Here is a 23,976-nt window from a genome sequence, read left to right on the forward strand (position 1 = left end):
GGACCCTTCTCTAAGGCCTCAGTTGGCCCTCTGCTTGGGCTCATAAGACCCTGGAGCCATACGTTGCGCGATGGCGATGCGGTTGTACGCGTTGATGACGGTGGCCGCCCAGATCAGTGCCGCGATCTGCTCCTCGTCGAAGACCTCGGCAGCCTCCGCGTACACCGCGTCCGGGACATGCCCGTCGTGCACCAGCGTCACTGCCTCCGTCAACGCCAGTGCGGCGCGCTCCCGTTCGGTGAAGAACGGGGTCTCCCGCCAGGCGTTCAGCGCGTAGATGCGCTGCTCGGTCTCGCCCTGCGCGCGGGCGTCCTTCGTGTGCATGTCGAGGCAGAACGCACAGCCGTTGATCTGGGACGCGCGAATTCTGAGCAGCTCGAGCAGCTCCGGCTCGACCTTGGCATCGCGCGCCGCGGAAACGGCGGCACCATGCAGAGCGCCCATCGCTCCGGAGACGTCGGGGGTAATTCTCTTGAGGGACACGCGGGTTATGGCATCGCTGTGGGACATGAGGCGACTCTAACCCCGTAATGACATGCCGTGCCGGGGAATCAGACGGAATTCTTCCGCCTCGTGGGCAACGGCCGTCGAAAAGCCGCCGGTTCGCCCTTACGAGCCAGCAGATGGGCCTGATGGAAGCCCCGTTCATCGTCCTCGTGGGGCTCCCGCACCAGACGCGCCACCTCGACGAGCCCTCTCGCGCGCAGCAGGTCGGCGACGGGTCCTGGCGACCATCGGTAGGCGAGCGCCACCTTGTGGTCGAAGGCCTCGGCGAGCCGAGAGGGATCGTCGAGGGCCTGGAACGCGAGGAGCACATGGCCGCCCGGCGCCAGCACCCGGTGGAACTCGGCGAACACCTCCGGCAGGCGCTCCGGCGGCGTGTGGATGATCGAGTACCGGGCGAGAATCCCGCCGAGTTCACCGTCGCCGAGCGGCAGCGCGGTCATCGAGCCCTGATCGAACCGCAGCTCCGGATGCGCCTCACGGGCGATGGCGATCATCTCCGCCGACAGGTCCACGCCGAACGCGGACAACCCCAGCGCGTGCAGCAAGTGCGTCACATGGCCGGGCCCACAGCCAAGATCCGCGACCGGCCCGGCGCCGTCCGCCCGCACGAACTCGGCGAACGCGGCGAGCATCGCCCGGTCGAGAGGCCAGTCCTCGAGCCCGTCGGCGAACGCCTCGGCATAACGGGCGGCTACGGAGTCGTACCCCGTGCGAGTGGCGTGCAGGAAGTCGGGTTCGATCATGGACCCGTACCGTAGTACGCCGCACTGACATCACGGTCGCGTACTGGCCACCTCGCCCCGCCGGTGCACACGCCAGGCGAGCAGCCCGCCCAGGAAACCGGTCACCAGCCCCCAGAGCGCGGCGAACCCCAGCGCGGTCCACAGCCGAGGCCGCAGCAGGAGATCACCGGACAGCCCGCCGCCCAGGTCACTGATGCCGAGGAGCGACAGTCCGTAGTGCGCGTGAATCCTGCCGACCAGGCAGACGGCGAGCACCGTGAGCACAAGCGCCACCGCCATGTGCACCGCGTGCTGCCAAAGACGCGTCCGGGCCGGTGAGCGCGCGGCCATCAGGAACGCGGCGCCGATCAGCAGCACGGCATTGACGACGACCAGCCACCACACCCTGCCGTCGTGCTCGGACAGCGAGCGCAGATCGATCCTCGAGATGTCCGGCGTACGCATCACCAGGTCCAGCAACCGTGGCATGGGCAGCCCGAACGGCCCGTCCACGCGCCCCTCCCACGAGGCACCCAGGCCAATGGTGAAGACGAGCCAGACGAGATTGGGCAGCCCGAGAAGGATCACGGCAAAGGTCTCGACGGCATGCCCACGCGTCGCCGCCACAACCAGAGCGATGAGGAGCCCGAGGACGACGTACGCGAGAAGCAACACGACCATCGCGAACGCGGCAGGCCGCACCGACTCCTGGAACCGCAGCAACCGCGCCGGAAGCGGCGCCCTCCGCGACACCACCAGCGCCAGAATCATGACGCCCGCGAGCCACAGCAGCCCGAAGAACACCGTCACCGGAACCTCGGCCTCGAACCCCACCCGGGGCGACGCGACCTCCCCGAACAGGTCGCCGAGATCACCAAGACCGTCCTCCCCGAGCGAGATGTCGAAGGTCTGCCGGGCCGGCACCGAGAGCGCGATGAGCGCGACGAGCCACACGACGGCGACACGGGCGGCCCACCCCGCCAGCTCCGGTGCCCCGGCCACAGCCCGATGCCGCAACGGCCGCAGGAACCCGGCGGCGACGACCAGCACTCCGGCGAGGGCCACCGACAGGGGGAGCACTGTCAGATTCGCCTGGGTCTCGGCGAGGGCTCCGGCGTTGCCCGCGAACTCGACCGAACCGCCGACCGCCGCCACCACGGTGGCCAGAACGACCCGTGGAAACGCGCCCTCGGGCAGATCCGTCGCCCCGGCCGCCCACAGCCCGAGCGCGGCGACCATGAGCATGACGATCACCCCCGCGAGGACCGTCACGACGGCCTCGGCCCAGCCATGGCGGGCAACTGCCTGCTCAGCGCGTGATTGCGTCCTCACGCTGCCACGCTAGGCAGGCCTCCGGCACGGCGCCTGCCGAGAGGGCCGACCGCGTCAGCTTGCGAGCGATACGGGAGGGGAACACACAATGGATGCATCACGGACAAATAGTTGTGAACTATACGAAATCCCGTGACCCCTTACGCAGGGAAGAAGAGCTCGTGAGCGCCGAACCCCCGTCCTCCGACCGCCCCACCGGACCCCCTTCGGGCCCGCTCTCGGGACCGTCCCAGCCTCCTCCACCGGGTGACCGCGCCCCCCTGGGTCCGTCGGGCGGCGGCTCAGAGTCCGGAGGTCCGGGAGGCGGCGGCCCTTCAGGCCCCAGCGGCCCGCTCGGCCCGGCCGAGCCAGGCCCCGGTGACGGACCCGCCCGGCCGTGGTGGAGGTCCGCGCCCCGCGTCGCGGTCATCGCCCTCGTGGCCGTCGCCGCAGTGGTCCTGGCCGTCGTCTTCACCCGCCCCGACGGCGGCACCTCGGGCTCCGGCGGCGAAGTCTTCCTCCAGGCCGCGGGCAAGTCGGGCCCCGACCCGTTCACGAAGTCGACGGCGGAGGACAACACAACCCTCCCCGAGACACCCTCGCCGACGCCCACCTCGGACGGCGCCAACGTGACGCGTGGCGTGGACGGTTCGGCCCCCGGCCTGTACGGCGGTACGCGCAACAAGGCGAGCTGCGACGTGGAGCAGCAGATCGACTACCTCCAGGAGTCCCCGGCCAAGAACAAGGCCTTCGCCTCCGTCCTGGGCCTCGACCCCTCCGGCGTCCCCGGCTATCTCCGCTCGCTCACCCCCGTACAGCTGCGCATGGACACCCGCGTCACCAACCACGGCTACCGAGACGGCGCCGCCACCAGCTACCAAGCCGTCCTGCAGTCCGGCACCGCCGTCCTGGTCGACGACCGGGGCGTACCTCGCGTCCGCTGCGCCTGCGGCAACCCGCTCACACCGCCGGTCGCCCTTAAGGGCACGCCGAAGAGGACGGGCGACTCGTGGCCTTCGTACAGCTCGTCGAACGTCGTGGTCGTCGCGCCCGCGACCCAGGTCGTCAACATCTTCGTCCTCTACGACCCCGACAACGACGAGTGGATCGAACGCCACAAGGGTGACACCGGCACCAAGGACAAGAAGACCAAGCCCCCCGAGAAGCGCCCGACCCCGTCCGAGAGCTCGCTCCCGCCGTCCTGCCCGCCCGGCGAAGAGGCCACGGAGACGAACGGCACCACCAGGTGCCCGACGACGTCACCGGCCACCCCGTCCACGCCCACCCCGGAAACGACGTCTCCGGACGAGGAGACGTCCCCGGAGTCCGAGCCGGAGCCCGAGACCTCCGAGCCTCCACCCGACGAGCCCGCCCCGGAGGAAGAGGCCCCCGCCGATTCACCACCCGACCAGGGCTCCCCGGAGGCCCCGGCCAACGGCTCCGAGCCGGTCCCGAGCACGTGAAGTTGGCTCTGTCTGCGGTTCCGTGAATCGACAGGTGACTTCGCTTCGCCCAGTGGACGAGAGTGGCACTCGTCAGGCTGGCCGGAGGATCAGCAAGTGTGGAGGAGCTGAGGTCTGCTGTCTCAGCCTCTCGCCGTCCTTGCTGCTGAAGCAGCCAACAACTTCTGGGTGTGTTGGTGCAGCCGCCGTGCTTCCTCGATGGTGAACCCGGGCCCGTGTGGACTGAGCGGCTCGCCCTGCGCAAAGGCGCTGAGCGGTGCGGTGGGTGGATCGTCCAGCACTTTGAGGATCGGCGTTATGGCCTCCTCGACCGACTGGGCGGACCGGCGGATGACCTCGATGTGCGCCATGATGTCCGAGGCGTACTGCCCCGAGAAGCTGGTGTTGACCGTTCCTGGGTTGAGCAGCACATACCGCACGTTGGTGTCCGGTCGACGGTCCGCGAAGTCGACGCCGAGCAGGTCATTGAGCCGACCGCCTTGCATGAGCGCCCGTTGCCCGTCGTACTCCCGGGCTAGTTGCAGGTCTTCCCAATGGATTTGAGCCTGGCCGCCGGGGCCCGCGACGTTGAGGATGACTGGGGTGTCAGCGGCTTCGAGCAGGTCCACCAGCCCATGGCTCAGCACGAAGCGGCTCAGGTAGAAGTGCGCGAAGGTGTTCTCGAAGCCTTCGGCCGTGACCAGGCGGCTGGTCCGGAAATGCCGGGCGCACAGCACCAGGGTGTCAACCCTCGCAAAAGACGACCGGACGCTGTCAGCCGCTGCTCTGGTCTCGGCTATCAGGCTGAGGTCGGCATTCACGAAGTGTGCTCGCTCGGCCGCACTTCGTTGCCGCGCGGCGTCCAGCCATGCCTTGCCCTTTTCCGCGTTGCGTCCGACGACCACTACCTCGTGTCCTCTGTCCAGGTAGTGGTGGGCGACGGCCTTGCCGATTCCGTCCGTGCCGCCGGTGACGACGTGGGTCTTCATCGCCCTGCTCCTTCGTCGTTGCGGTGGCTCACAGGAACCGGGCCGCGATCTTTTCCGGGGTGACGTGGATGGTGACCAGTTCCGGGAGCGTGGCGTACGACTGCGGGTTGTGTTCGGCGTAGGTCTTGCCGGTGTACTTGACCGCCAGTTCGTCCATGCGTTCGCGGGCACCCACGCTTTCGAATCGGGCGGTGCCGCTGATCACCGCGTATCCGTAGGGATCGTCCGGCGGGTTGACTGCCACGCTGAGCCGAGGGTCGCGCCGCAGATTGCGCACTTTGACCTTGTCCACGCCGGTCACGAAGAGCAGGTCGTCTCCCTGCCTGCCTACCCAGACCACGGACTGGTGCGGACTGCCGTCGGGCTGCAGGGTCGCCACGGTGACGAAGACCCTGGAGTCGAGGACTTCCTTTAACTTCTCGGACATGTGGACCGGGCTCACGTATGACTCCTGGGGTGAGATGGGTGAGATGACCTGACGACAGGCACGCCGAGCCGACGAAGAGCCACAACTATGTGACACTTAATTGGCGATTTGCAATACCCATGTGCTATCAACTGGGTGATCAGCCTCACTCTTGCGTATGCTTTGGTGACGATGAGAGCTGACGCGGCACGCAACCTGGACGCGGTCCTGCAGACCGGAGCACGTCTGCTGGCACACAACCCGAGCACGAGCATCGCGGCGATCGCAGCGGCAGCGGGCCTCGACCGACGTACCGTCTACCGCCGCTTCAAGACCCGCGAGGCACTGATGACCGCCGTCTACGTGGCCAAGCTCGACGCCTGCGAGAAGGTCGTCGCCCAGGCACGGCTGACCGAGGCCCCCGTGGCGGTGGCACTGCACCGGTACGCGGAGGGCATCATCACCGTCAGCAGGCGGTGGCCCGTGGACGTCCAACAGGTGCACGACGAAGCGATGGCCGCCCGCCTCCAGCGACTGCTCGAGCAACTCGACGCCTTCATGGACCGCGCGGTCCGCGAGGGTGTCATCCGGCCCGGTCTTCCTGACCGCTGGGCCCGCTCCCTACTCGTCCACCTCACCAACATTGCCGCACACGAGATGCCGGAGCTGTCCCCCGCCCAGGGAGCCGACATGGTGGCCCAGTCCCTGATCACCGGACTCGGCGCCACCTGACGCGGCCGGCCCAGCCACGGCCGACCGGTTCACGGACGCGGGATCAGCCGACCAGCCGGGCCGCCCCGAGCGTCGGATGACCATTCAGAGGCTGCGACCGGGGTCGGGTGAAGGTCATGGCTGGGTGAGGATCCGGGTTCGGAGGAGTTCGAACGAGGCTCGGCCGTACATGGCCCGCTTGAGCGTTTTCACCCGGTTCACGTGGCCCTCTACAATCCCTGAACTCCACGGGAGGGTGAGGCCGGCGGTGACGGCGTCGAGGTCCTGGCGGAGGAAGCCCGCGAAACCCTGCATCGGCTTCGGGGCGTCCTGTTCGGCCTGGCGGATCCACTCCAGCAGCAGAAATCCACGCCGGTGACGGACGAGATCGGCGAAGGCGCGGGCGAGGGCGCAGGCCCGGGTGATGTCCGGGCCGGGATGGTTCTTGAGCCAGGCCGCGAACGTTTCGGAGGTGCGGTCGGGCAGGACGTCCACGACCCGGCCGGCTTCGACGTCGACCAGCACGATGCCGTAGGTGCAGCCCTTGCGGAAGGCGAATTCGTCCACCCCCAGCACCCGCGGAGCCCGGTCCGGCACCGGCGGCGCCTCCAACAGCCCCAGCAGCCGACTCCGGCCCACCGCCAGCCGTATCCTTCGGCACAGCCGCTCACCAGCACGACCGCCCAGCTCAGCTGCGATCGACCGCAGCCAGCCCGTCAGGCCGACGCTCGACCGGCGGTGCCGTTCGGTCAGACCACCGACCTGCTCCACGAGTGTGCGGCGGGCACAGCTCCTGTGGTCGCAGAAGTACCGCCGTACCCGGAGCCGGACCATGACCCGCCGGTCACCCAACGGCCGCTCATCCAAGGTGCGTTGGTACGAGCTGTGCACCCGGCTCGCCCGCTTCCGGCAGTCCGGACACCGGCCCGGCTGACCGGTGGCCATCGCCTCCACCACCAGACCGTCTGAGGAGTCGCTGACGTGCTCCACTCGCACACCGATCTCTGGGAACAGCAAATCCTCGACCGTCTTGCTCGCCACGGCAGGAAACACCCTGCCGAAACGATCCCCCGTTCCCCTCGCTGAGCTGGGGATTCACGGAACTGCGGCCAGAGCCGTGAAGTTCCCCAATCCCGCCCCATCCCGGCTGTAACAATTTGCGGCTCCGCCGCGTGATGGGCTGCGCCCCAGGCCCCCGCCAGGGGGTGGTGGGTGACATGTCGTGTCGCGGCTGCGGGTGCGTTGTGGCTGGTCGCGCAGTTCCCCGCGCCCCTAAAGGCAAAAGCCTGCGACTGCCCGCGGCCGGGAAGGCGCCCGCACCCGAGCAGCCCGTGCCCGGAAGGAGCCCGCGCCCCGGGCAAGCCCGCGGTCCGGACGGCCCGCCCGGAGGGAGCCCGCACCCCCATGGCCCCGCAGCCGCCCACGGCGGCAAGGGGACGGGGCGGGGGTGTGCGCCCGCAGCGGCCGGCGCGCCAACACCGGCACCCCCTACCAGCCAACAGCAACGCGCGCCGGTCCGAGGACGGACACCCCCGACGCGGCCCCGCACCCACCACGAACCCAAACGGCGCGAGACTGTGACATATGCGGCTCCGCCGCGATGGGGGTCCCCCCGCTCGAGCGCAGCCGAGAGTGGGGGAGCGACCAGCCACGACGAACCGTCAGCCGCCCAACCGCCGGAGGCACCCCGCGTGGGCGCGAACAGCCGCAACGGCGCCGCAGCCGAAAACAAACCCACCCCAGAGCGATGAGTTTCCCGACGGGGACCAGTCGACACAGGTGACAGCTCACCCCACCAGGAGGTCCCCATGACCACCAACGGCTTCACCACATGCCTCTGGTTCGACGGCCAAGCCGAAGACGCCGCGAACTTCTACGTGTCCGTCTTCAAGAACTCCCAACTCGGCCGAGTCCTCCGCTACACGAAGGCCGGCCCCGGCCCCGCCGGCACAGTCGTGACCGTCGAGTTCGTGGCGAACGGACAGAAGTTCGTCGCCCTCAACGGCGGCCCCGAGTTCAAGTTCAACGAGGCCATCTCCTTCGAGATCCGCTGTGACGACCAGGACGAGGTCGACTTCTACTGGAACAAGCTCACCGAGGACGGCGGACAGGAGGGCCCCTGTGGCTGGCTGAAGGACAAGTTCGGCGTCTCCTGGCAGGTCGTCCCGACCAGGTTCCTCGAGCTCATCGGCGACCCCGACGAGGAGAAGGCGGCCAGGGCGATGGAAGCGATGATGAAGATGTCGAAGCTGGACATCGCGACCCTCGAGAAGGCCGTCGCAGGCGAGTAACCCGCAGCGGCGCACGGCGGCCGCCCGCCCCACAGCGGCCGCCCGCCCCACAGCGGCCGCCCCGCCCACAGCGGTCGGCCCGGCCGCACACCACCGCGGCGCGAGCCGCCCACCGTGCGCCGCCGCAAAGGCCAACTCACCACTCGTAGGCGGACTTCGAGGCCTCGTACTCGTACTGCCCACGACGACGTTCCGCGGATCCGGGCGGCACCTCGGAACCCCCAAACCCCCGTCGCCCCTCGCCGCCCTCGAAGAGCGAACCGCCCCCCGCCGCGGCCGCGCCACCTTCGCTCCCGGCCCCGGCCCCGGCCCCGGCAGCACCCCGCTCACGACGCGAGACGGACCGCCCCTCATTCCCGTCCCCCGTAACCAGGAGCGGATCGAACATAACGATCGCTCCCGCAAGCACCAGAAAGATGACCGGCCCCAGCAGCATGGGCAGCAACAGCGACAACGGCGAATCCCCACCCCGCGCGCCACCAGTCGTGTCGTGCAGATGCACACTGACCGCGGCCATCCCCGTGTAATGCATGCCGCTCACAGCCACACCCATCACCAGGCTGGCCCCCAGGCTCGTAAAGAACCCATGGATCGAGACAGCCGCCCACAACGCGGCGGTCGCGGCGACAACGGCGATGACAATCGACAACGCAACGGTGCCCAGTGCGTAATGAATGCTCCCGTCCATCTGGATCGCCGCCATCCCCAGATAGTGCATGGCGGCCACGCCGAGCCCGGTGACGATCCCCGCGATGGACAGCGTGCCGCCGGAGGCGCCGCCGTACCCGACGATGAAGACGCCGACGCCGACCACCGCAATCGCCACTAAAAGACTCAGCACGGTCAGCCCCACGTCGTAACTGAGACGAGTCTCCTCGACCTGAAAGCCGATCATCCCGATGAAGTGCATCGTCCAGATGCCGCACCCGATCGACACCGCGCCGAGCGCGAGCCAACCCGGCTTCCATGACTGCTTGTTGTTGAACAGGGTCCGGACGATGCAGCGCAGTCCCAACGCCCCGCCGAGGCAGGCCATGAGGTAGGCGGCCACCGGAGTGACAGCGCCGTAGCTGAAGCCGTCCACTGTGCCTTGCATATGCCAATTCCCCCCGAGGCCTGGCTACTTGGAAGGGGAAGGTTCGCGTCCGAGACGCCGCCGTAGCAAGCCCTTACCGTCGGTACTCGACCGTGTCGGTGCGGGCTGACTCGATTTCTGCGATCAGTGGCGCAATCCGACCGGTTGGAATGTGGATCTGTCGCGAACGCGACTGGCGTGATCCTGCCGTTGCCAGTGTTGCGCAAAGTCTTGACCGTGACTCGATCACACCCCTACGGTGCCGCCGACGCTACGAACTGTGTTCGAAATTCCGTACACCTGGGCCGAGTTGAGGACGGCCACGCCGTCGAACCGGTTCGACGGCGACGGCCCTCCTGAAAGGACGTCATCCATGCCATCCGCTGACAGAGGCGCGCGGCGCAGAGCCCCGGCCGCCGTGGCGCTGGCCCTCGGCGCGGGCCTGCTGGCCGCACCGGCCGGGCCCGCGCAAGCGGCCGAGCCGCCCAAGCCGACCGCCCGCTACACCTTCGACCAGGACGACCTCGCCTCCGGCAAGATCACCGACAGCTCCGGAAACGGACTGACGGCGGACCTGGTGAACGGTTCCACCGCACAGTCCGTCGAGGGCACGGACGGCGGTAAGGCGCTCGCCCTGCCCGGCGGGGCGGACACGTCCGACGGGGCGTACGTCCGCCTGCCGCGCGGAATCGTCGGCGACGCAACGGACTTGACGGTTTCCGCCCGCGTGAAGTGGAGCGGCGACAAGTCGTCCTGGCAGCGGATTTTCGACCTGGGCACCAACACCACCAAGTACTTCTTCGCCACCCCGTACAACGGCGACGGCGTCATGCAGACCTCCGTGACCACCGGCGGAGGCGGCGCCGAGAACCAGGTCAAGGGCTACGCACCGCTCCCCGCGAACAAGTGGCAGACCGTCACCGTCACCCTCGACACCTCGGCCGGCCGGCTCACCACGTACCTCGACGGAGTCGCGGTCTCCTCCACCGAGACCAACATCAAGGCCAAGGACGTACTGGAGAGTTCGGCGACTGCCGCCGGTTACATCGGCAAGTCCCTCTGGCCGGACCCGCTGCTCAAAGGCGCGGTCGACGACTTCACCGTGTGGCATGCGGCGCTCAGCTCCGAGGAGGTGGCCGGTCTGGTCGGCAACACCCCCACCCTCGAGGAGCTGTCGAAGACGTCCTTCGAGGCCCGTACGACGAACGGGACCGCCCCGACCCTCCCCGCCGCCGTCCGCTCCACCTACTCCGACGGCTACGACCGCGACACCCCGATCACCTGGGACGAGATACCGGCCGACGAGTACGCCCAGCCCGGGACGTTCACGGTGGCCGGGAAGGCAGCCGGGCGCGAGGTGAAGGCGACCGTCACGGTCGTCCGCGAAGGCCAGCTCACCGTCGACCTCGGCTCGGACACCGGCAAGTTCCACGGCGGCGCCTCCGGCACCCTCTACGGCGTGTACGGGCCGGACATCCCGACCAACAACCTCATCGAGGGCATGGGCCTGCGCACGGTCTCCACCAAGGCGCAGGACGGTCCGCAGCACCCCGGTGCCGACGCGCTCGAGGTGGTGAAGCCGCTGGCGGACTCCACCGACGGTGACGTGTACATCTACATGACGGACATCCACCGCGGCTTCCCGTACCAGTGGCCGGGCGACACCCCGGAGGAGAAGGTCAAGCTCTACCGGGAGAAGGTCGAGAAGCAGGTCGACCAGGTCCTGAAACTGCCGAAGGAGTACCAGGACAACATCGTCTTCGTGCCGTTCAACGAGCCCGAGGGCAACATGTTCGGCACCGGCGAGTGGAGCTACAACAAGGTCAGCTGGCTCAACGACCCCGACGACTTCTTCGCCACCTGGGACGACTTCTACAAGCTGATCAAGGGCAAGCTGCCCGAGGCCCGCATCGCAGGCCCCAACACCAGCGTCCTCTACGACCAGGTGAAGGGCTTCCTGACCCACACCCTGGAGGCCGGCACCCTCCCCGAGGTCATCAGCTGGCACGAGCTGAGCCACCCGGAGGCCGTGCGCGACAGCGTCGCCAAGTACCGCGAATGGGAGAAGGACCTTTTCAAGGGCACGGAACGCGAAGGCAAGCAACTCCCCATCAACATCAACGAGTACGCCTTCAACTACCACACCTCGGTCCCCGGCCAGATGATCCAGTGGGTGTCCGCGATCGAGGAGTCCAAGGTGGACGCCGACATCGCGTACTGGAACATCGACGGCAACCTCTCCGACTCCGCGGTGCAGTCCAACCGCGGCAACGGCCAGTGGTGGCTGCTGAATTCGTACGCCTCGATGAGCGGGCACACGGTGAAGGTGACCCCGCCGTTCCCGGGCGAGAACTACACCATGCAGGGCGTCGCCACGCTCGACGAGAAGAAGAAGCAGTCCCGGCTGATCTTCGGCGGCTCCGACGGCAAGGGCCACATCACCTTCGACAACGTCCCGAAGAAGCTCTTCGGTGACCGCGTGCACGCCTGGGTGAAGGAGATCGAGTGGAGCGGGCAGGTCGGCGACAACTCCGGTCCGAAGCTGCTCGCCGAGCAGAACCTCAAGGTCGGTGCCGACGGCAAGGTCGTCGTCGACTTCGGCGAGGGCGCGCTGCCGAAGCTGAAGGAGTCCTCGTCGTACGAGATCGTCCTCAGCCCGGCCGGGAAGGCGAAGGACACGCAGTCCCCGCCCGTGCGCTGGAAGGACTCGTACGAGGCGGAGGACGCCGCCCACACCGGGTCCGGCTACACCAAGAACGGCCCGGAGGGCTCGCCGCGTGACGTGTCGAAGTTCTACACCTCCGGCGGCTACGACGTGGGCGGCCTGCGCACCGGCTCGGACGTCACGCTGGACTTCACCGTGGACGTGCCCGAGGACGGCACCTACGACCTGAGCGTCTTCGCCAACTCCCTCAACACCTTCGACAGAGTGAAGGAGCAGGGCCCGACCAACGTCTTCCTGCGCGTGGACGGCAAGGCGGACAGCGAGCAGGAGCTGCATCTGCCGCTCGGCTACAAGTGGGTGGTGTGGGACCACACCGACACCAAGGTCAAGCTCACCAAGGGCAAGCACACCATCACGCTGGCCGCGAAGAGCGCCGACGGCAAGGGCGCCACGAAGGGCGACGCCATCGTCGACCGCCTCACGCTCTCGCTCCCCGAGGCGTCCGCCAACACCCAGGTGTACGAAGGCGAGTTGGCCTGGCTGGGCGGCGGCGCGGAGCCCGTCTACACCACTCCGAAGCGGCCCGCCACCGGCTCGGGCGCGGTCAGGATCCCGAAGAACGGGACCGCCACGTTCTGGGTCTACTCACCCGCCGACCGCGAGGCCACCCTCAAGGTCGACACCCTCGCCGGCTCGGGCGCCCGGATGTCCGTCAACGGGCACGACGTCCTGCGCCTGGGCAAGGGCGGCGGCAGCGCCGCGGTCTCCCTGACCGGCGGCGTCAACAAGGTGACGGTGACCGGAGGTTCGGCCACCACCCTCGTCGACCGCCTCCGGGTCACGCCCACCGAGGGCGCACTTCCGGCGCGTACGTACGAGGCGGGCGACGCCAAACTCGCCGGCTCGGCCAAGCTCGCAGAGCTCTCCCTGGCCACCGACGGCACGGCGATCACCGACATCGGTGGTGATCCCGGCAACGGCAACACGGCGACGTTCACCGTCAAGGCCGACCGATCCGGACTGCACGCGCTGCGGGTCCGCTACTCCAACCCGGAGCAGTCCGAGGCCACCCACTACAACCCGGACCCGCTCGCCCGCCACGCCGACATCAGCATCAACGGCGGCAAGGTGCAGCGAGTGAGCTTCCCGCACAGCTTCCACCAGAACAACTTCTGGGAGCTGACCATCCCCGTCCAGCTCAAGAAGGGGCAGAACACGATCGCCTTCCGTTCCGAGGAGCTGCCGAACTTCGACGGCACCTCGTACGCCTCGGACACCTTCCCCGGCGTACTGCTCCGCTCCCGCTACGCGCCGCTGATCGACCGGATCACCGTCGCCCCGTACGCGAAGGAGACCCGATGACGCCATGACCACCGGCGGCGCGGCGATGAGGGCGCCGCGCCGCCGGTACCCACGCGGGTGCCCGGGTCCGTCGAGAGGTCGGCGGACCCGGGCACCTGCTGTGTACGGCTCTGTCAATTCACCGCGGCGGCCAGCGTCTTGGTGATCGCCCGGGTCATGCGCAGGATGCCGGGAGAGGGGACCGGGCAGGGCCTGGACTTCGCGGTGGTGGGGGCCAGGCAGAAGTGCAGGTAGTCGTCGTCGCGGTGCAGGGCGGTCCGGTTGCCGGACGGCTGAGTGCAGTACGCCGGGTGGTCACGTTCGTACGCCGTGCACGGCAGGTGCTGCACCCACGTGTAGCGGGCGTCGGCCGGGCCGACCTCCTTGCCGGCGTCCGCGACCAGGCCGCCGGAAGCCTCGGCCTGCTGCTCGTAGATCGCGTTGACGCGGCGGACCCGGTCGGGAGTGATCGGGTCCGGGCCCTGGAGCACCCATACGACCTTCGTCCGCTTCGCGCCCGACGCGTTCGTGATCTGGTCGGTCAGTTTGCGGGCGTCGGAGGTGAAGCGCGCGAAGTACGTTGCCGGATCCTTGCCGTGCGTGATCCCGTCCATGCACCACGTGTAGTCCCAGGCGTTGGCCCAGAACTGCAGCACCACGAAGTCCGGCCGCAGGGAACGCACCAGGGCGGCGGCCTTGTCCCTGTCCGGGACGAGCGACTTCTCGCCGGTGCCCTGCAGGTAGTCGCAGAGCGTCGTCCCGGAGTACGGGGCGCTGGTGTAGCGCGCCTTCAACTCGTCCTGGAGGAGCTCGCCGAGCACCTTCTGGTTCTCCATCGCGAGCGAGTCACCGAGGTACAGCACAGTGGGCCGCTTCGCAGGCACTTCAGCCTCAGCGTCGGCCGCAGCGGAGGCTGGTGGCCGCTGCTGCTGTGTGGTCGAGGACGGCGACGGGCCGGGATCCTTCGCCGCCGGTGTGGCTGACGCCGGCCGCTCGGGCGGCGCTGTCCCGGGCCCGGAGGAGGGGTCTCCGCATGCTGCGAGCAGCAGCAAACCCGCCAGCACCCCGCCGGCCCACGTCCTGCCCATGCGGCAACTCCCGCCCCAGCCACCGAAAACGGCCCCCAGACAAGCACAGCGGGACCCCCGGGGGGAAGTACCCGGGTAGCCAAGCTCCCCTGGCTTCAGAGCTGGTTTCGCGTCAGCAGCCGTGCCGCCAGGGCGAGTTGGAGCCGCAGATGGCCCTCCGGAGTGCGTACCGGCCAGCCGAGCAGGGACTCCGCGTGGGCCAGGCGGTCCTGGAGCGTGGAGTGGTGGACGTTCAGTTCGGTGGCGGCTGTGCGGCGGCTCGGGGAGTTGATGACGGCGTACAGGGTGGGCAGGAGCCATGGGCTCGCCGCGGCTGCCTGGTCGAGGGCGCGTACGTCGGGCGGTGGTTCCGTGCCCGGGGTGATCACGGCCGCCAGGAGGGCCAGCGTGCCGAGGTCGTCGGAGTGGACGATGCGGGGGCCCGGGTCCTGGTCGGTGCCCTCGGCCGTGAAACGCAGGGCCGTGCGGGCGGCGGACCAGGAGCGCGGCAGTTCCAGTACGGGGACCGCCGGGCCCACACCGCGCCGGCTCTCGTCCGTGAACTCCGGTCCGGGGTCCGGCTGGACGAGGGCCCGCTCGCCGGAGGCCAGGCTCAGAGAGGCTTGCTTCTGGGGGCCGCCGCGGAGTGCGATCGCGCGAGCCCGGCCGTCCGGGTCGAGGCCGAGCCCGCGCGCCGCGTGCAGCCGGGCGGCCTCCGCGGCCGTCGGGTCGAGCACCGTCTCCAGCAGGGCCGGATCGTCGGCCGGGCCGTGCACCGGCGCCCGCCCCCGGGTGCGGTCCAGGACATGCCGGGCGGCGCTCGCGGTCCGCTCCAGCACCATGGCGTCGACCACCGTCCGTGGTCCCGTGCGCTCCAGCCACACCGCGGGCGCCCCACCCGGGATCAGCGGCACCGAAGGCCACTCGGGACGCACGGGCCCGTTCTCGTCGCGCCGCCGCCCGTCGGGCTCGACCCGGACCCGTACGTGCCTCGCCTCGTCGACGAGCCGCGCGGGGCAGCCGGACAGCACAGCCGCACCGCGCACAAGAGCCTCGAGCCCGGCGCGCCCCTCGACCAACCGGTCGAAGTAGGCGATGACCTGGACGGCGGCTCCGGCGTCCGGGTCGAGCGCGGCCAGGCGGCCAGCCAGCTCTTCCATCTGCTCATTCTCGTTCAGGAATCACCATTTGGTGCCATGAGTCACGGCGTCACCATGTGACGAGCGCCGGTGAGTGACGTGTCACTCACCGAGCAGTCGGTGCAGCCACCGCAGCCGGGCCGCCCTGGCGTCCTGGGACAGCGCGGCCTGCGGGGCGAGATCGTCGAAGGCGTGGAAGCCGCCCGGCCATACGTGCAGCTCGGCCTGGCCGCCCGACTGCCAGATCCGGGACGCGTAGGCGACGTCCTCGTCGCGGAAGGTCTCGGCCGAGCCGACGTCGATGAAGGCCGGAGGCAGCCCGGACAGGTCCTCGGCGCGGGCCGGAGCCGCGTACGGAGACACGTCCACGGTGCCGCGTGCCTCACCGAGCAGCGCGCCCCAGCCGGTCTCGTTCGCCGTACGGTCCCAGACACCGAGACCGGCCATCTGATAGGTGGACGGGGTGTCGTTGCGGTCGTCGAGCATCGGGCAGAGCAGCATCTGGCCGATCGCACGCGGTCCCTTCCGGTCACGGGCCAGCAGAGCCAGTGCCGCGCTGAGCCCGCCGCCCGCGCTGCCGCCCGCCAGGATGATGCGGTCCGGGTCGCCGCCGATCTCCTTGGCGTTCTCCGCCGTCCACAGCAGGCCCGCGTAGCAGTCCTCCGCCGGGGCCGGGTGCGGGTGCTCCGGAGCGAGCCGGTACTCCACCGACACCACGACCAGGCCCAGCTCCGCGGCCCACTCCATCGTCACGCCGAGGCCGAGCCGGTTGTTGCCCAGCACGAAGCCGCCGCCGTGCGAGTGGTAGAGCACCGGCCGCGGACCGGGCGCGGCGGTGGGCCGGCAGATCAGCAGGGAGATGTCGGGTGCGCCCTCGGGACCGGGCACCGTACGCTCCTCGACCTCGAAGGCGCCGTCCCGGCTGAGCTCCTCGTTCGTCGGCAGGTCGAAGGGGCCGTCGTCGCCCAGCCCCCGCACCATCGGGATCCACTCCGGCAGAAGGGTGGTGGGCGCCTGCTCGCCCATCACGGCGAGCGCGGCGGCCAGCTCAGGGTCGAAGGGCGGCGGGGGAGTGGTGGTCATCGGGTCCTCCTCGGTACGGCGTCGTTGCCTGACGCCGATACTCACCTTCCCCGAGTGACAGCGGGTCCCGCCGTCCGGCGGAAGTCTCCCGCAGAACGGCGGGCTGCGTAACCGTTTCATCTCGGTGACGGCAGGCTGCGTAACCGTTTCGTCTCAGCGCGGGCAGCTCCACAACCCACCCCCACCCACGCCTGTCTAGCTGGCACAGAGTGCACCACGCAGGTCGAGGAAAGGGAAAGGCCCGCCATGGGGGACATACGCAGACGGGGAGCCGTCGTACTGGGCATCACCGGATTGATGGCGCCGCTGACCGTCGCGCTGGGCGCGGCGCCGGCGCAGGCGGCGAGCTGCAGCACGCAGGCAGGTCCGCATCAGAAGCAGGTGGAGAGGTTCCTCGGCCGGACCGTCGACGGCAGGCAGTCCGCCGCCGACTGCCGGGCGATCAAGGCCTTCCAGACCAAGCACGGCATCACGCCGACCATCGGGTACGCGGGGTCGGTCACCTGGGGCGTGATGGACCTGATGAAGAAGCAGAAGGCCGTCGGCAACAACCCCAACAGGGACGGCAAGTGCCCGGTCAACAAGGGCCGCATCGCCTGCGTGAACCTGACGCTGCAGCTCAGCTGGATCCAGGACGGCAACAGGCTCGTCTACGGCCCCGTTCCGGTCCGTACCGGACGCAACGGATACGAGACCCGCACCGGCCTGAAGAAGATCTACTGGCGGAACATCGACCACGTCTCGACCATCTACCACGTGCCGATGCCCTACAGCCAGTTCTTCGACGGCGGCCAGGCCTTCCACTCCGCGGGCGTGAGCATGTGGAACCCGCCCGGCTCGCACGGCTGCACCAACATGACGAAGACCGACGCCAAGAAGTACTGGTCGCTCCTCAGGAAGAACGACGACGTCTTCGTGTACGGCCGCAAGCCGGGCACCTGAGTCGTCGGCCCGGCCGCCCCGAAGGGCAGCCGGGCCGCAGTCCGTTCAGGGCCGGTCACACCTCGGGCGCGTCCCCGAAGTCCGGTATCTCCAGCCTCGCCCCGCCCTGTCGCGCCGAGTCGTGCGCGATGATGCCCGGCAGGGTGTAGCGGGCGGCCACCCACGCGTTCACCGACGGCAGGGTGCGCGTGTTCACCGCGGTCACGAAGTCGTCCACCAGGAAGTGGTGGCTGCCCTCATGGCCGTTGTGCAGATGGTCGAACTCCCGCGGCAGCCGCGAGCGGTCGTGCACCGGAGCCGAACCGGAGGTGAAGGCGGCCCTGAGGTCCGGCGCGATGTGCTGGAGTGACGGATCGTCAGGAGACATGGTGGGCTTGGGCTCCAGCAGCTCGCTGATGTCCTTCACGCCCTTCTTGTCCTGCCACAAGGCCACCGTGGCGAGCTGCTCCATGCTGGCGTCCGTACCGAAGAACCGGAACCGCGACTCCCGGATGTGCGAGGGATAGCCCACCCGCCGGAACTCGTTCGTACGGAACGAACCGCCGCCCGCGACCTCGAACAGCGCGGTCGCGTTGGAGAAGTCGTTGCCGAACTGGCTGACCTCCTGGTCGAAGACCCCGTCACCGCGATCGTCCTTGACGCCGATCGCGGACACGCTCACCGCATGCGTCTGCCAGGCACCCAGCACCCCGCCCACCGAGTGCGTCGGGTACAGCAGCGGCGGATAGCTGGCGGTGGACTTCCAGTCCTCGCCGCCGCTGTACTGATAGGCCTCGTAGAACCCGAGGTCCATGTCGTGCACATAGTCGCCCTCGGCGTAGAAGAGCCGCCCGAAGGCGCCCTCGGCGATCTGGTTGCGGGCGTGCACGGTCGCTGGGTTGTACTGGCTGGTCTCGCCCATCATGTACGTCAGACCGGTGGCCCGTACGGCATCGATGATCGCCGCGATCTCCTCCGTACTGATCGCCATCGGCACCGCCGAGTACACGTGCTTGCCGGCGTTCAGCCCCTGTACCACCAGCGGGCCGTGCGTCCAGCGCTGGGTGAAGATCGCGACGGCGTCGACCGCCGGTGACTCCAGCATCGCCTCGTACGACGGGAAGGTGCCGGTCAGGCCTTCGGCCGCGGCGAGCTGCTCGGCCCGTTCGGGGAGCAGGTCGGTGATGTAGACGTCGCTTACGCCGGGGTGGGCGAGGAACAGCTTGGCGAACTGGCCCGAGAACTGTCCGGCACCGACGATGCCGAGGGAGAACGTCATGTAGGGGGTGCCCTTCACTGGTCGAGTTACTGGTCGAGAATGAGATTGATCTGGTCGTTGGTCTCGTCGAGGCTGCTCACCGGCTTGCCGTTGCCGTAGATGTCCTCCATGGCGGGCTCCATCAGCGCCTGCACGTCCGCCGCATAGCCGGTGATCGGGTAGGAGAAGGTGGTGAAGTCCTTCTTGTCGGCCACCGGCTCGGTGAACGCCGAGACGTCGATGCCCTTCTTCTCGTATGCCGCCACCGCGGCGTCCGTGCCGTCGGGCGTGGCCGGGAAGACGATGCCGTAACGGCCCACCGTCGTCTGGCACTCGTTCGACGCCAGGTACTTCACCCACTTCTTGGCGCCCGCCTTGTTGCGGGCGTTCTTGCTGATGGAGTCGGCGAGGCCGTTCATCATCGTGGCGCGCTTGCCGGTGGGACCCTCGGGCGTGAGGGCGGTGCGGATCTTCATGCCCTTGAAGCCGGCGTACGTCGAGATCATCCACGCCCCGTCCAGCGAGGACGCCGCCTTGCCCGCGGCCACCTGGACGTTGCCCTCGTTGGACTGGGAGTTCCAGTCGGACAGGGGTGCCATGTAGCCCTTCTTCGCCAGGCCGAAGTACCACTTGATGACCGACTGGAAGGTCTTGTCGTTGTACTGGTACTCGGTGCCCCACCGCTTCTTGTCGGTGTAGTCCCAGCCCGCGGAGGCGGCGAAGCTGCTCCACTGGGTCTGGCCGTCGGCGTAGCCACCGCCCTTGGACGCCAGGCCGTACACCTTGACGTTGTTCTTGTCGAAGCCGGGCTCGTCGCCCCGTTTGCCGTTCTTGTCGATCGTGAGGTGGGCGATGGCCTTCTCGAAGGTGCCGCCGTCCTTCGGGTTCCAGGACAGGGTGTTGAGCTGCTCGGCGCTGAGGCCGGCGTCCTGCGCCATCTTCTCGTTGTAGAAGAGGGCGACGGTGTCCCAGTCCTTCGGGGAGCCGTAGCGGTGGCCGTCCTGGCCGAGCCAGTTGGCGGCCAGACCCGGCTGGTAGTCGGAGTCGTTGATGCCGAGGTCGTCGAGCGGCTCCAGCACCTGCAGGTCGGCGAACTGGCCGAACTTCTGGATGTGGTCGGTGAAGACGTCGGGCTGGGTGCCCGCGATGAAGCTCGCGGTGAGCTTGGTCCAGTAGTCGTCCCAGCCCATCTGAGTGATCCGGACGTTCAGTCCGGGGTTCTGCTTCTCGAAGCCCTTGGCGCAGGCCTCGTAGGCGGGCAGCTGGTTGGCGTCCCACAGCCAGTACGTCACCGTGTTCTTCGCGGACGAGCCGGTGCCATCGCCCTGGGCACAACCGGTCGCCAGGGACAGTGCCAGGGCCCCGGCCAGCGCCCCGACCGTACGGAATCGAAATCGCATGACCATTCCCTCACTTGAGCCCGGTGAAGCTGATGGAGCTGACGATGCGGCGCGCGAAGAAGCCGAACAGCACGATCATCGGCAGGGCCGCGATGAGCGTCGCCGCCATGAGCCCCGACCAGTCGATGCCGGACTGCGGGGTCTGTGCCCGGAAGATGGCCAGCGCCACGGTCAGCACGCGCGAACTGTCGCTGTAGGAGACCATCAGCGGCCAGAAGTAGTCGTTCCACGAGGTGATGTACGTCAGCACGGCCAGCGTCATGACCGGCGTGGACGCCATCGGCAACAGCACCCGGAAGAAGATGCGCACCTTGCCGGCACCGTCGAGGAGCGCCGCTTCCTCGACCTCCTTGGGGATGTTCATGAAGAACTGGCGCAGGAAGAACACCGCGAACGGCGTCATGAACATCGTCGGCAGCGCGATGCCCAGCAGGTTGTCCACCAGGCCGAGTTCCTTGATGAGCACGAAGTTGGGCAGCAGCGTGAAGATGGTCGGCACCATCAACCCGGCCAGGAACAGGGCGAACACCGTGTCCCGGCCCCGCCAGCGCAGCCGGGCGAAGGCGTAGGCGGCCATCGCGGAGAAGAAGATCTGGCAGGCGGTGATCAGCGTCGAGACCAACACCGAGTTGAGCAGATAGCGCCAGAACTTCAGCCCGCCGCCCGCGCCGCCCTGCGCGACCGCCTCCTCGGCGGACTGCAGGCCGAGCGCCCGCTCGAAGCCGCCGAGGGTCAGGTCGACCGGCAGCGGATCGGCCGGCTGGGCGTTCAGCCCCGGGTTGGAGGAGAGGGCGGTGCGCAGGATCCAGTAGAACGGCACCAGGGTGATGAGCACGATCGCGATCATCACCGTCCAGGCCACGACCCGCCCGAAGGAGGGCCTGCGCCGTTCGGGCCGTACGGTCGTCGTCGTTTCTGCCACGGCAGCCATGTCGGCGTCTCCCTTCCGTCAGCCGAGATCGGTCTGGCCGGCCCGGGTGAGCCGGTACTGGAGGATGGTGATCGCGCTCAGTACAACGAGCAGGGCCACGGACATCGCCGAGGCGTAGCCGAACTGGAAGCGGCCGAAGGCGGAGTCGTAGATGTAGAGCTGGAGCACATTGGTGGCGTTGGCCGGTCCGCCGTCGGTCGTTACCGCGACCGTGTCGAACACCTGGAACGAACCGATCACCGTCATGATCAGCACGACCGCCAGCACCGGACGCAGCAGCGGCATCGTGATCCGCCAGAACATCCGCCACTCGCCGGCGCCGTCCACCTTGGCGGCCTCGTACATGTCGTTCGGGATGGCCATGAGCCCCGCGAACAGCAGCAGCGCGGTGTAGCCGACGTGCCGCCAGACGTTGATCATGGCGATCGTCGGGATCGCCCAGGTCTCGTCGGCCAGGAACGGGATGCGATCGGCGCCGAGCCCCGCGATGATCTCGTTTCCTATGCCGAGCTGGGTGTCCAGGATCCACAGCCAGACGATGCCCGCGACGACGTTCGACATCAGATACGGCGCGAGCACGATCCCGCGCAGCACCGACGACTGCGTCAGCCGCTGCAGCAGTACGGCGATGGCGAGCGCCGCCACCGTCTGCACGCCGATGTTGAGGACCACGTACTCGACGGTGACCCACAACGAGTTCCAGAAAATCGGGTCGTTGACCATCCGGACGTAGTTGTCCAGGCCCACCCACTCCGCCGGCGTCAGCAGGTTGAAGTCGGTGAAGCTCAGCCAGATGCCGCGCAGCGTGGGCCACAGCAGGAAGACCAGGAAGCCCAGCATGGCCGGGGCGATGAAGAGGGCCGCGAGGGCTCCGTCACCTCCGGGGCGGGACTTGGCCTTCTTGACGGGCGCCACCGCCTCGGCGGCGCCCAGAGGCAGTCGGGATGGTGGGCTGCTGGAGGCGACGGTCATCGGGGGACTCCCTGTCTGCGGCTCGTCCTCGGGCCTCACTTACTTTCGATGCGGAATAATCTGTACGTCAAGACTCGTGCATGCATCTTCTCGGGGCGCGGCTTCCGGCCTGCTGCTGGCTCTAACGTTTCCTTATTGCTTCCGTAGCAAAATAAAAAGTGGGAGGATGCGGTCATGACCACACTTGCCGCCAGTTGGCTGCCGCTCAGTCCCGGCGAGCGTGCCGTGGCCATCGAGGTACTCACCCACGGCCCGCTGTCGCGCAGCGAACTCGCGCGGCGGCTCGACCTCTCCGCGGGCAGCGTCACCCGGCTGACGAAGCCGCTCATCGAGTCGGGCCTGCTGGTCGAGGTCGCCGAGGGCGCCACGCTCGCCGAGGTGCGCCAGGGCCGCCCCTCCCAACCCCTGGACATCGTCGCCGAATCGCGCAGGTTCGTGGGCTTCAAGATCACGCAGGACATGGTGTACGGCGTCGTCACCACGCTCAGGAGCGACATCGTGGCCCGCCGCGACCGTCCGCTCGCCGGCCTCGACCCGGATGAAATCGTCGACGTACTACGGGAGTTGACGGACGAGTTCGCGCGCGACTTCCCAGGCCTCGCGGGGATCGGGATCGGCCTGGGCGGCCGTGCCCACGACCGGTCCGTCGTCGACGAGTCGGCCTTCCTCGACTGGCACGACGTGCCCCTGGGGCGACTCGTCGAAGAGCGCACCGGGCTGCCCGTCGTCGTCGAGAACGATGTGGCCGCGCTCGTCGAGGCCGAGAGCTGGTTCGGCGCAGGCCGGGGCCTCGAACGGTTCGCGGTCCTCACCATCGGCGCGGGCATCGGGTACGCCCTGGTGATCGGCGGCAAGCGCGTCGCGACCGCGGAGGACGGAGTGGGCTACGGCCGCTTCTGGATCGTGAACCCCAACGGCCCGCTCACCCCTGACGGCCAACGCGGCAGCGCTGTCTCCCTGTTGACGATCCCCAACATCCGCTACCAGGTCCAGGCCGCCACCGGCCAGGACCTGTCGTACGACGAGATCCTCACCCTCGCTGCCGCAGGTGACCCCATGCCCTCCCGCGTCATCGACGAGGCGGCCCGCGCCCTCGGCACCCTTGTCGCGCAGATCGCCAACTTCGCCATGCCCCAGAAGATCCTCCTCGCCGGCGAGGGTGTGGGCCTGGTCGATGTGGCGGCCCCGGTGATCGAGGAGACCATCCGCGCCAACCGCCACCCTCGGGCTGAGCCGGTCAACCTCGAGACCAAGGTGTCCGACTTCCACGACTGGGCACGCGGAGCGGCCGTACTGGCGATCCAGGTGCTGGTGCTCGGGGGCGTCGAAGCGTGAGGTCAGGGCACCGAAGCCGCTACTTGCGAGTAGCCGTGCTGACAGCGACCACTCACCTGGCCTTCACAGAGAGGCCCGTATGATTCACGCTATGTCCACCACTCCACATCGTGCTCCGAACGCCGGCGGGCGCTCGGCCGCCGAGGTCAACGAGGAGATCCGCGCCCTGTGGCTGCGGACCGGTGGCACGCTCAGCGGCGAGCAGCGGCAGGAGTACCAGCGGCTGGTGCTGGAGTGGGCCGCCGCCTACGAACGCGCCTCGCAGACCCCGCAGTCCGCCGAGCGCTCGTCGCACGCTCCGCAGTCCGCTGAGTGCTCTTCGCTCACCCCGGAGTCCGCGCGGTCCCACCCGCCCGCGGACTCGCGGGAAGCGGCTTGACCGGGCGGCCCGCCGCCTGTCTCCTCTCCGC

21 protein-coding genes and 1 pseudogene are annotated in these 23,976 nt (G+C 68.8%); 7 read left to right on the forward strand and 15 right to left on the reverse strand.

The genetic code is table 11. The features are described from left to right. Positions 1 to 18: 18 nt before the first annotated feature. The 3 genes from OHT21_RS43330 to OHT21_RS43340 are packed head-to-tail and all read right to left on the reverse strand — an operon-like array spanning position 19 to position 2,561. Positions 19 to 510 carry a carboxymuconolactone decarboxylase family protein gene (locus tag OHT21_RS43330; RefSeq protein ID WP_328773728.1) on the reverse strand — a complete coding sequence of 164 codons (492 nt, stop codon included), beginning with the start codon at positions 508 to 510 and terminating at the stop codon, positions 19 to 21. A gap of 41 nt (positions 511 to 551) precedes the next feature. Further along, positions 552 to 1,250, reverse strand: a complete 699-nt coding sequence (locus OHT21_RS43335) for a class I SAM-dependent methyltransferase (RefSeq protein ID WP_328773729.1) — start codon at positions 1,248 to 1,250, stop codon at positions 552 to 554. Positions 1,251 to 1,280: 30 nt separating this feature from the next. Then, the gene (locus OHT21_RS43340; protein ID WP_328773730.1) at positions 1,281 to 2,561 is read right to left on the reverse strand and encodes a streptophobe family protein; all 1,281 of its coding nucleotides are present in this window, start codon (positions 2,559 to 2,561) and stop codon (positions 1,281 to 1,283) included. 161 nt (positions 2,562 to 2,722) lie between these two features. On the opposite strand from OHT21_RS43340, the gene OHT21_RS43345 reads away from it, so the two are divergent. Next, positions 2,723 to 4,003 (forward strand): DUF6777 domain-containing protein, encoded by a 1,281-nt coding sequence (locus OHT21_RS43345; protein WP_328773731.1) that lies wholly within the window; start codon positions 2,723 to 2,725, stop codon positions 4,001 to 4,003. 122 nt (positions 4,004 to 4,125) lie between these two features. Here the strand turns inward: OHT21_RS43345 and OHT21_RS43350 are convergent, their stop codons facing one another. Together OHT21_RS43350 and OHT21_RS43355 are read right to left on the reverse strand one after the other, a co-directional pair. Further along, the gene (locus tag OHT21_RS43350; RefSeq protein WP_328773732.1) at positions 4,126 to 4,971 is read right to left on the reverse strand and encodes an SDR family NAD(P)-dependent oxidoreductase; all 846 of its coding nucleotides are present in this window, start codon (positions 4,969 to 4,971) and stop codon (positions 4,126 to 4,128) included. A 28-nt stretch (positions 4,972 to 4,999) separates the two neighbouring features. Next, a complete protein-coding gene (locus OHT21_RS43355; RefSeq protein WP_328773733.1) occupies positions 5,000 to 5,398 on the reverse strand; it encodes a PPOX class F420-dependent oxidoreductase in 399 nt (132 codons plus the stop codon). A gap of 171 nt (positions 5,399 to 5,569) precedes the next feature. Between OHT21_RS43355 and OHT21_RS43360 the strand changes: the two genes are divergently transcribed. Then, entirely contained in the window at positions 5,570 to 6,109 is a 540-nt protein-coding gene (locus OHT21_RS43360) for a TetR/AcrR family transcriptional regulator (protein ID WP_328773734.1), read from the forward strand. Positions 6,110 to 6,223: 114 nt separating this feature from the next. Here OHT21_RS43360 and OHT21_RS44870 read toward each other — a convergent pair whose 3' ends face one another. Continuing rightward, complete coding sequence (locus tag OHT21_RS44870; RefSeq protein WP_443050702.1) at positions 6,224 to 6,514, reverse strand: transposase; 291 nt, start codon at positions 6,512 to 6,514, stop codon at positions 6,224 to 6,226. A 24-nt stretch (positions 6,515 to 6,538) separates the two neighbouring features. Next, a pseudogene (locus OHT21_RS44875) lies at positions 6,539 to 7,033 on the reverse strand (transposase family protein); the annotation flags it as partial. Between the two features lie 863 nt (positions 7,034 to 7,896). Between OHT21_RS44875 and OHT21_RS43370 the strand changes: the two are divergent. Further along, a complete protein-coding gene (locus OHT21_RS43370) occupies positions 7,897 to 8,379 on the forward strand; it encodes a VOC family protein (protein WP_328773736.1) in 483 nt (160 codons plus the stop codon). Between the two features lie 136 nt (positions 8,380 to 8,515). On the opposite strand, the gene OHT21_RS43375 is transcribed toward OHT21_RS43370, so the two are convergent. Beyond that, positions 8,516 to 9,475, reverse strand: a complete 960-nt coding sequence (locus OHT21_RS43375; protein WP_328773737.1) for an MHYT domain-containing protein — start codon at positions 9,473 to 9,475, stop codon at positions 8,516 to 8,518. A gap of 352 nt (positions 9,476 to 9,827) precedes the next feature. Here OHT21_RS43375 and OHT21_RS43380 point away from each other — a divergent pair, with 352 nt between their 5' ends. Further along, positions 9,828 to 13,481 (forward strand): LamG-like jellyroll fold domain-containing protein, encoded by a 3,654-nt coding sequence (locus OHT21_RS43380; protein ID WP_328773738.1) that lies wholly within the window; start codon positions 9,828 to 9,830, stop codon positions 13,479 to 13,481. A 113-nt stretch (positions 13,482 to 13,594) separates the two neighbouring features. Here OHT21_RS43380 and OHT21_RS43385 read toward each other — a convergent pair whose 3' ends face one another. The 3 genes from OHT21_RS43385 to OHT21_RS43395 form a co-directional block, all read right to left on the reverse strand. Continuing rightward, the gene (locus tag OHT21_RS43385) at positions 13,595 to 14,548 is read right to left on the reverse strand and encodes an SGNH/GDSL hydrolase family protein (protein ID WP_328773739.1); all 954 of its coding nucleotides are present in this window, start codon (positions 14,546 to 14,548) and stop codon (positions 13,595 to 13,597) included. A 95-nt stretch (positions 14,549 to 14,643) separates the two neighbouring features. Continuing rightward, positions 14,644 to 15,687, reverse strand: coding sequence for a helix-turn-helix domain-containing protein (locus OHT21_RS43390; RefSeq protein WP_328773740.1), 1,044 nt, complete (start codon positions 15,685 to 15,687; stop codon positions 14,644 to 14,646). A gap of 81 nt (positions 15,688 to 15,768) precedes the next feature. Continuing rightward, positions 15,769 to 16,749 (reverse strand): alpha/beta hydrolase, encoded by a 981-nt coding sequence (locus tag OHT21_RS43395; protein WP_328773741.1) that lies wholly within the window; start codon positions 16,747 to 16,749, stop codon positions 15,769 to 15,771. 246 nt (positions 16,750 to 16,995) lie between these two features. Here OHT21_RS43395 and OHT21_RS43400 point away from each other — a divergent pair, with 246 nt between their 5' ends. Further along, positions 16,996 to 17,691, forward strand: a complete 696-nt coding sequence (locus tag OHT21_RS43400; RefSeq protein WP_328773742.1) for a L,D-transpeptidase family protein — start codon at positions 16,996 to 16,998, stop codon at positions 17,689 to 17,691. A 55-nt stretch (positions 17,692 to 17,746) separates the two neighbouring features. Here the strand turns inward: OHT21_RS43400 and OHT21_RS43405 are convergent, their stop codons facing one another. The 4 genes from OHT21_RS43405 to OHT21_RS43420 are packed head-to-tail and all read right to left on the reverse strand — an operon-like array spanning position 17,747 to position 22,231. Next, a complete protein-coding gene (locus tag OHT21_RS43405) occupies positions 17,747 to 18,949 on the reverse strand; it encodes a Gfo/Idh/MocA family protein (RefSeq protein ID WP_328773743.1) in 1,203 nt (400 codons plus the stop codon). A gap of 26 nt (positions 18,950 to 18,975) precedes the next feature. Then, positions 18,976 to 20,328, reverse strand: coding sequence for an ABC transporter substrate-binding protein (locus tag OHT21_RS43410; protein ID WP_328773744.1), 1,353 nt, complete (start codon positions 20,326 to 20,328; stop codon positions 18,976 to 18,978). Between the two features lie 10 nt (positions 20,329 to 20,338). Beyond that, positions 20,339 to 21,259, reverse strand: coding sequence for a carbohydrate ABC transporter permease (locus OHT21_RS43415; RefSeq protein WP_328773745.1), 921 nt, complete (start codon positions 21,257 to 21,259; stop codon positions 20,339 to 20,341). An 18-nt stretch (positions 21,260 to 21,277) separates the two neighbouring features. Beyond that, positions 21,278 to 22,231, reverse strand: a complete 954-nt coding sequence (locus OHT21_RS43420) for a carbohydrate ABC transporter permease (RefSeq protein ID WP_328773746.1) — start codon at positions 22,229 to 22,231, stop codon at positions 21,278 to 21,280. Positions 22,232 to 22,405: 174 nt separating this feature from the next. Here OHT21_RS43420 and OHT21_RS43425 point away from each other — a divergent pair, with 174 nt between their 5' ends. Further along, complete coding sequence (locus OHT21_RS43425) at positions 22,406 to 23,566, forward strand: ROK family transcriptional regulator (RefSeq protein ID WP_328773747.1); 1,161 nt, start codon at positions 22,406 to 22,408, stop codon at positions 23,564 to 23,566. A gap of 91 nt (positions 23,567 to 23,657) precedes the next feature. Then, a complete protein-coding gene (locus OHT21_RS43430; protein ID WP_328774472.1) occupies positions 23,658 to 23,945 on the forward strand; it encodes a hypothetical protein in 288 nt (95 codons plus the stop codon). Positions 23,946 to 23,976 lie beyond the last annotated feature (31 nt).

Source organism: Streptomyces sp. NBC_00286, assembly GCF_036173125.1.
GTDB lineage: Bacteria > Actinomycetota > Actinomycetes > Streptomycetales > Streptomycetaceae > Streptomyces.

Coding starts and splice junctions, on each gene's coding strand:
- OHT21_RS43410 (WP_328773744.1), bottom strand. CDS start 20,328: ATGCGATTTCGATTCCGTACGGTCGGGGCGCTGGCCGGGGCCCTGGCA.
- OHT21_RS43400 (WP_328773742.1), top strand. CDS start 16,996: ATGGGGGACATACGCAGACGGGGAGCCGTCGTACTGGGCATCACCGGA.
- OHT21_RS43335 (WP_328773729.1), bottom strand. CDS start 1,250: ATGATCGAACCCGACTTCCTGCACGCCACTCGCACGGGGTACGACTCC.
- OHT21_RS43330 (WP_328773728.1), bottom strand. CDS start 510: ATGTCCCACAGCGATGCCATAACCCGCGTGTCCCTCAAGAGAATTACC.
- OHT21_RS43405 (WP_328773743.1), bottom strand. CDS start 18,949: ATGACGTTCTCCCTCGGCATCGTCGGTGCCGGACAGTTCTCGGGCCAG.
- OHT21_RS43420 (WP_328773746.1), bottom strand. CDS start 22,231: ATGACCGTCGCCTCCAGCAGCCCACCATCCCGACTGCCTCTGGGCGCC.
- OHT21_RS43380 (WP_328773738.1), top strand. CDS start 9,828: ATGCCATCCGCTGACAGAGGCGCGCGGCGCAGAGCCCCGGCCGCCGTG.
- OHT21_RS43430 (WP_328774472.1), top strand. CDS start 23,658: ATGTCCACCACTCCACATCGTGCTCCGAACGCCGGCGGGCGCTCGGCC.
- OHT21_RS43355 (WP_328773733.1), bottom strand. CDS start 5,398: ATGTCCGAGAAGTTAAAGGAAGTCCTCGACTCCAGGGTCTTCGTCACC.
- OHT21_RS43415 (WP_328773745.1), bottom strand. CDS start 21,259: ATGGCTGCCGTGGCAGAAACGACGACGACCGTACGGCCCGAACGGCGC.
- OHT21_RS43370 (WP_328773736.1), top strand. CDS start 7,897: ATGACCACCAACGGCTTCACCACATGCCTCTGGTTCGACGGCCAAGCC.
- OHT21_RS43385 (WP_328773739.1), bottom strand. CDS start 14,548: ATGGGCAGGACGTGGGCCGGCGGGGTGCTGGCGGGTTTGCTGCTGCTC.
- OHT21_RS43390 (WP_328773740.1), bottom strand. CDS start 15,687: ATGGAAGAGCTGGCTGGCCGCCTGGCCGCGCTCGACCCGGACGCCGGA.
- OHT21_RS43350 (WP_328773732.1), bottom strand. CDS start 4,971: ATGAAGACCCACGTCGTCACCGGCGGCACGGACGGAATCGGCAAGGCC.
- OHT21_RS43360 (WP_328773734.1), top strand. CDS start 5,570: ATGAGAGCTGACGCGGCACGCAACCTGGACGCGGTCCTGCAGACCGGA.
- OHT21_RS43395 (WP_328773741.1), bottom strand. CDS start 16,749: ATGACCACCACTCCCCCGCCGCCCTTCGACCCTGAGCTGGCCGCCGCG.
- OHT21_RS43425 (WP_328773747.1), top strand. CDS start 22,406: ATGACCACACTTGCCGCCAGTTGGCTGCCGCTCAGTCCCGGCGAGCGT.
- OHT21_RS43375 (WP_328773737.1), bottom strand. CDS start 9,475: ATGCAAGGCACAGTGGACGGCTTCAGCTACGGCGCTGTCACTCCGGTG.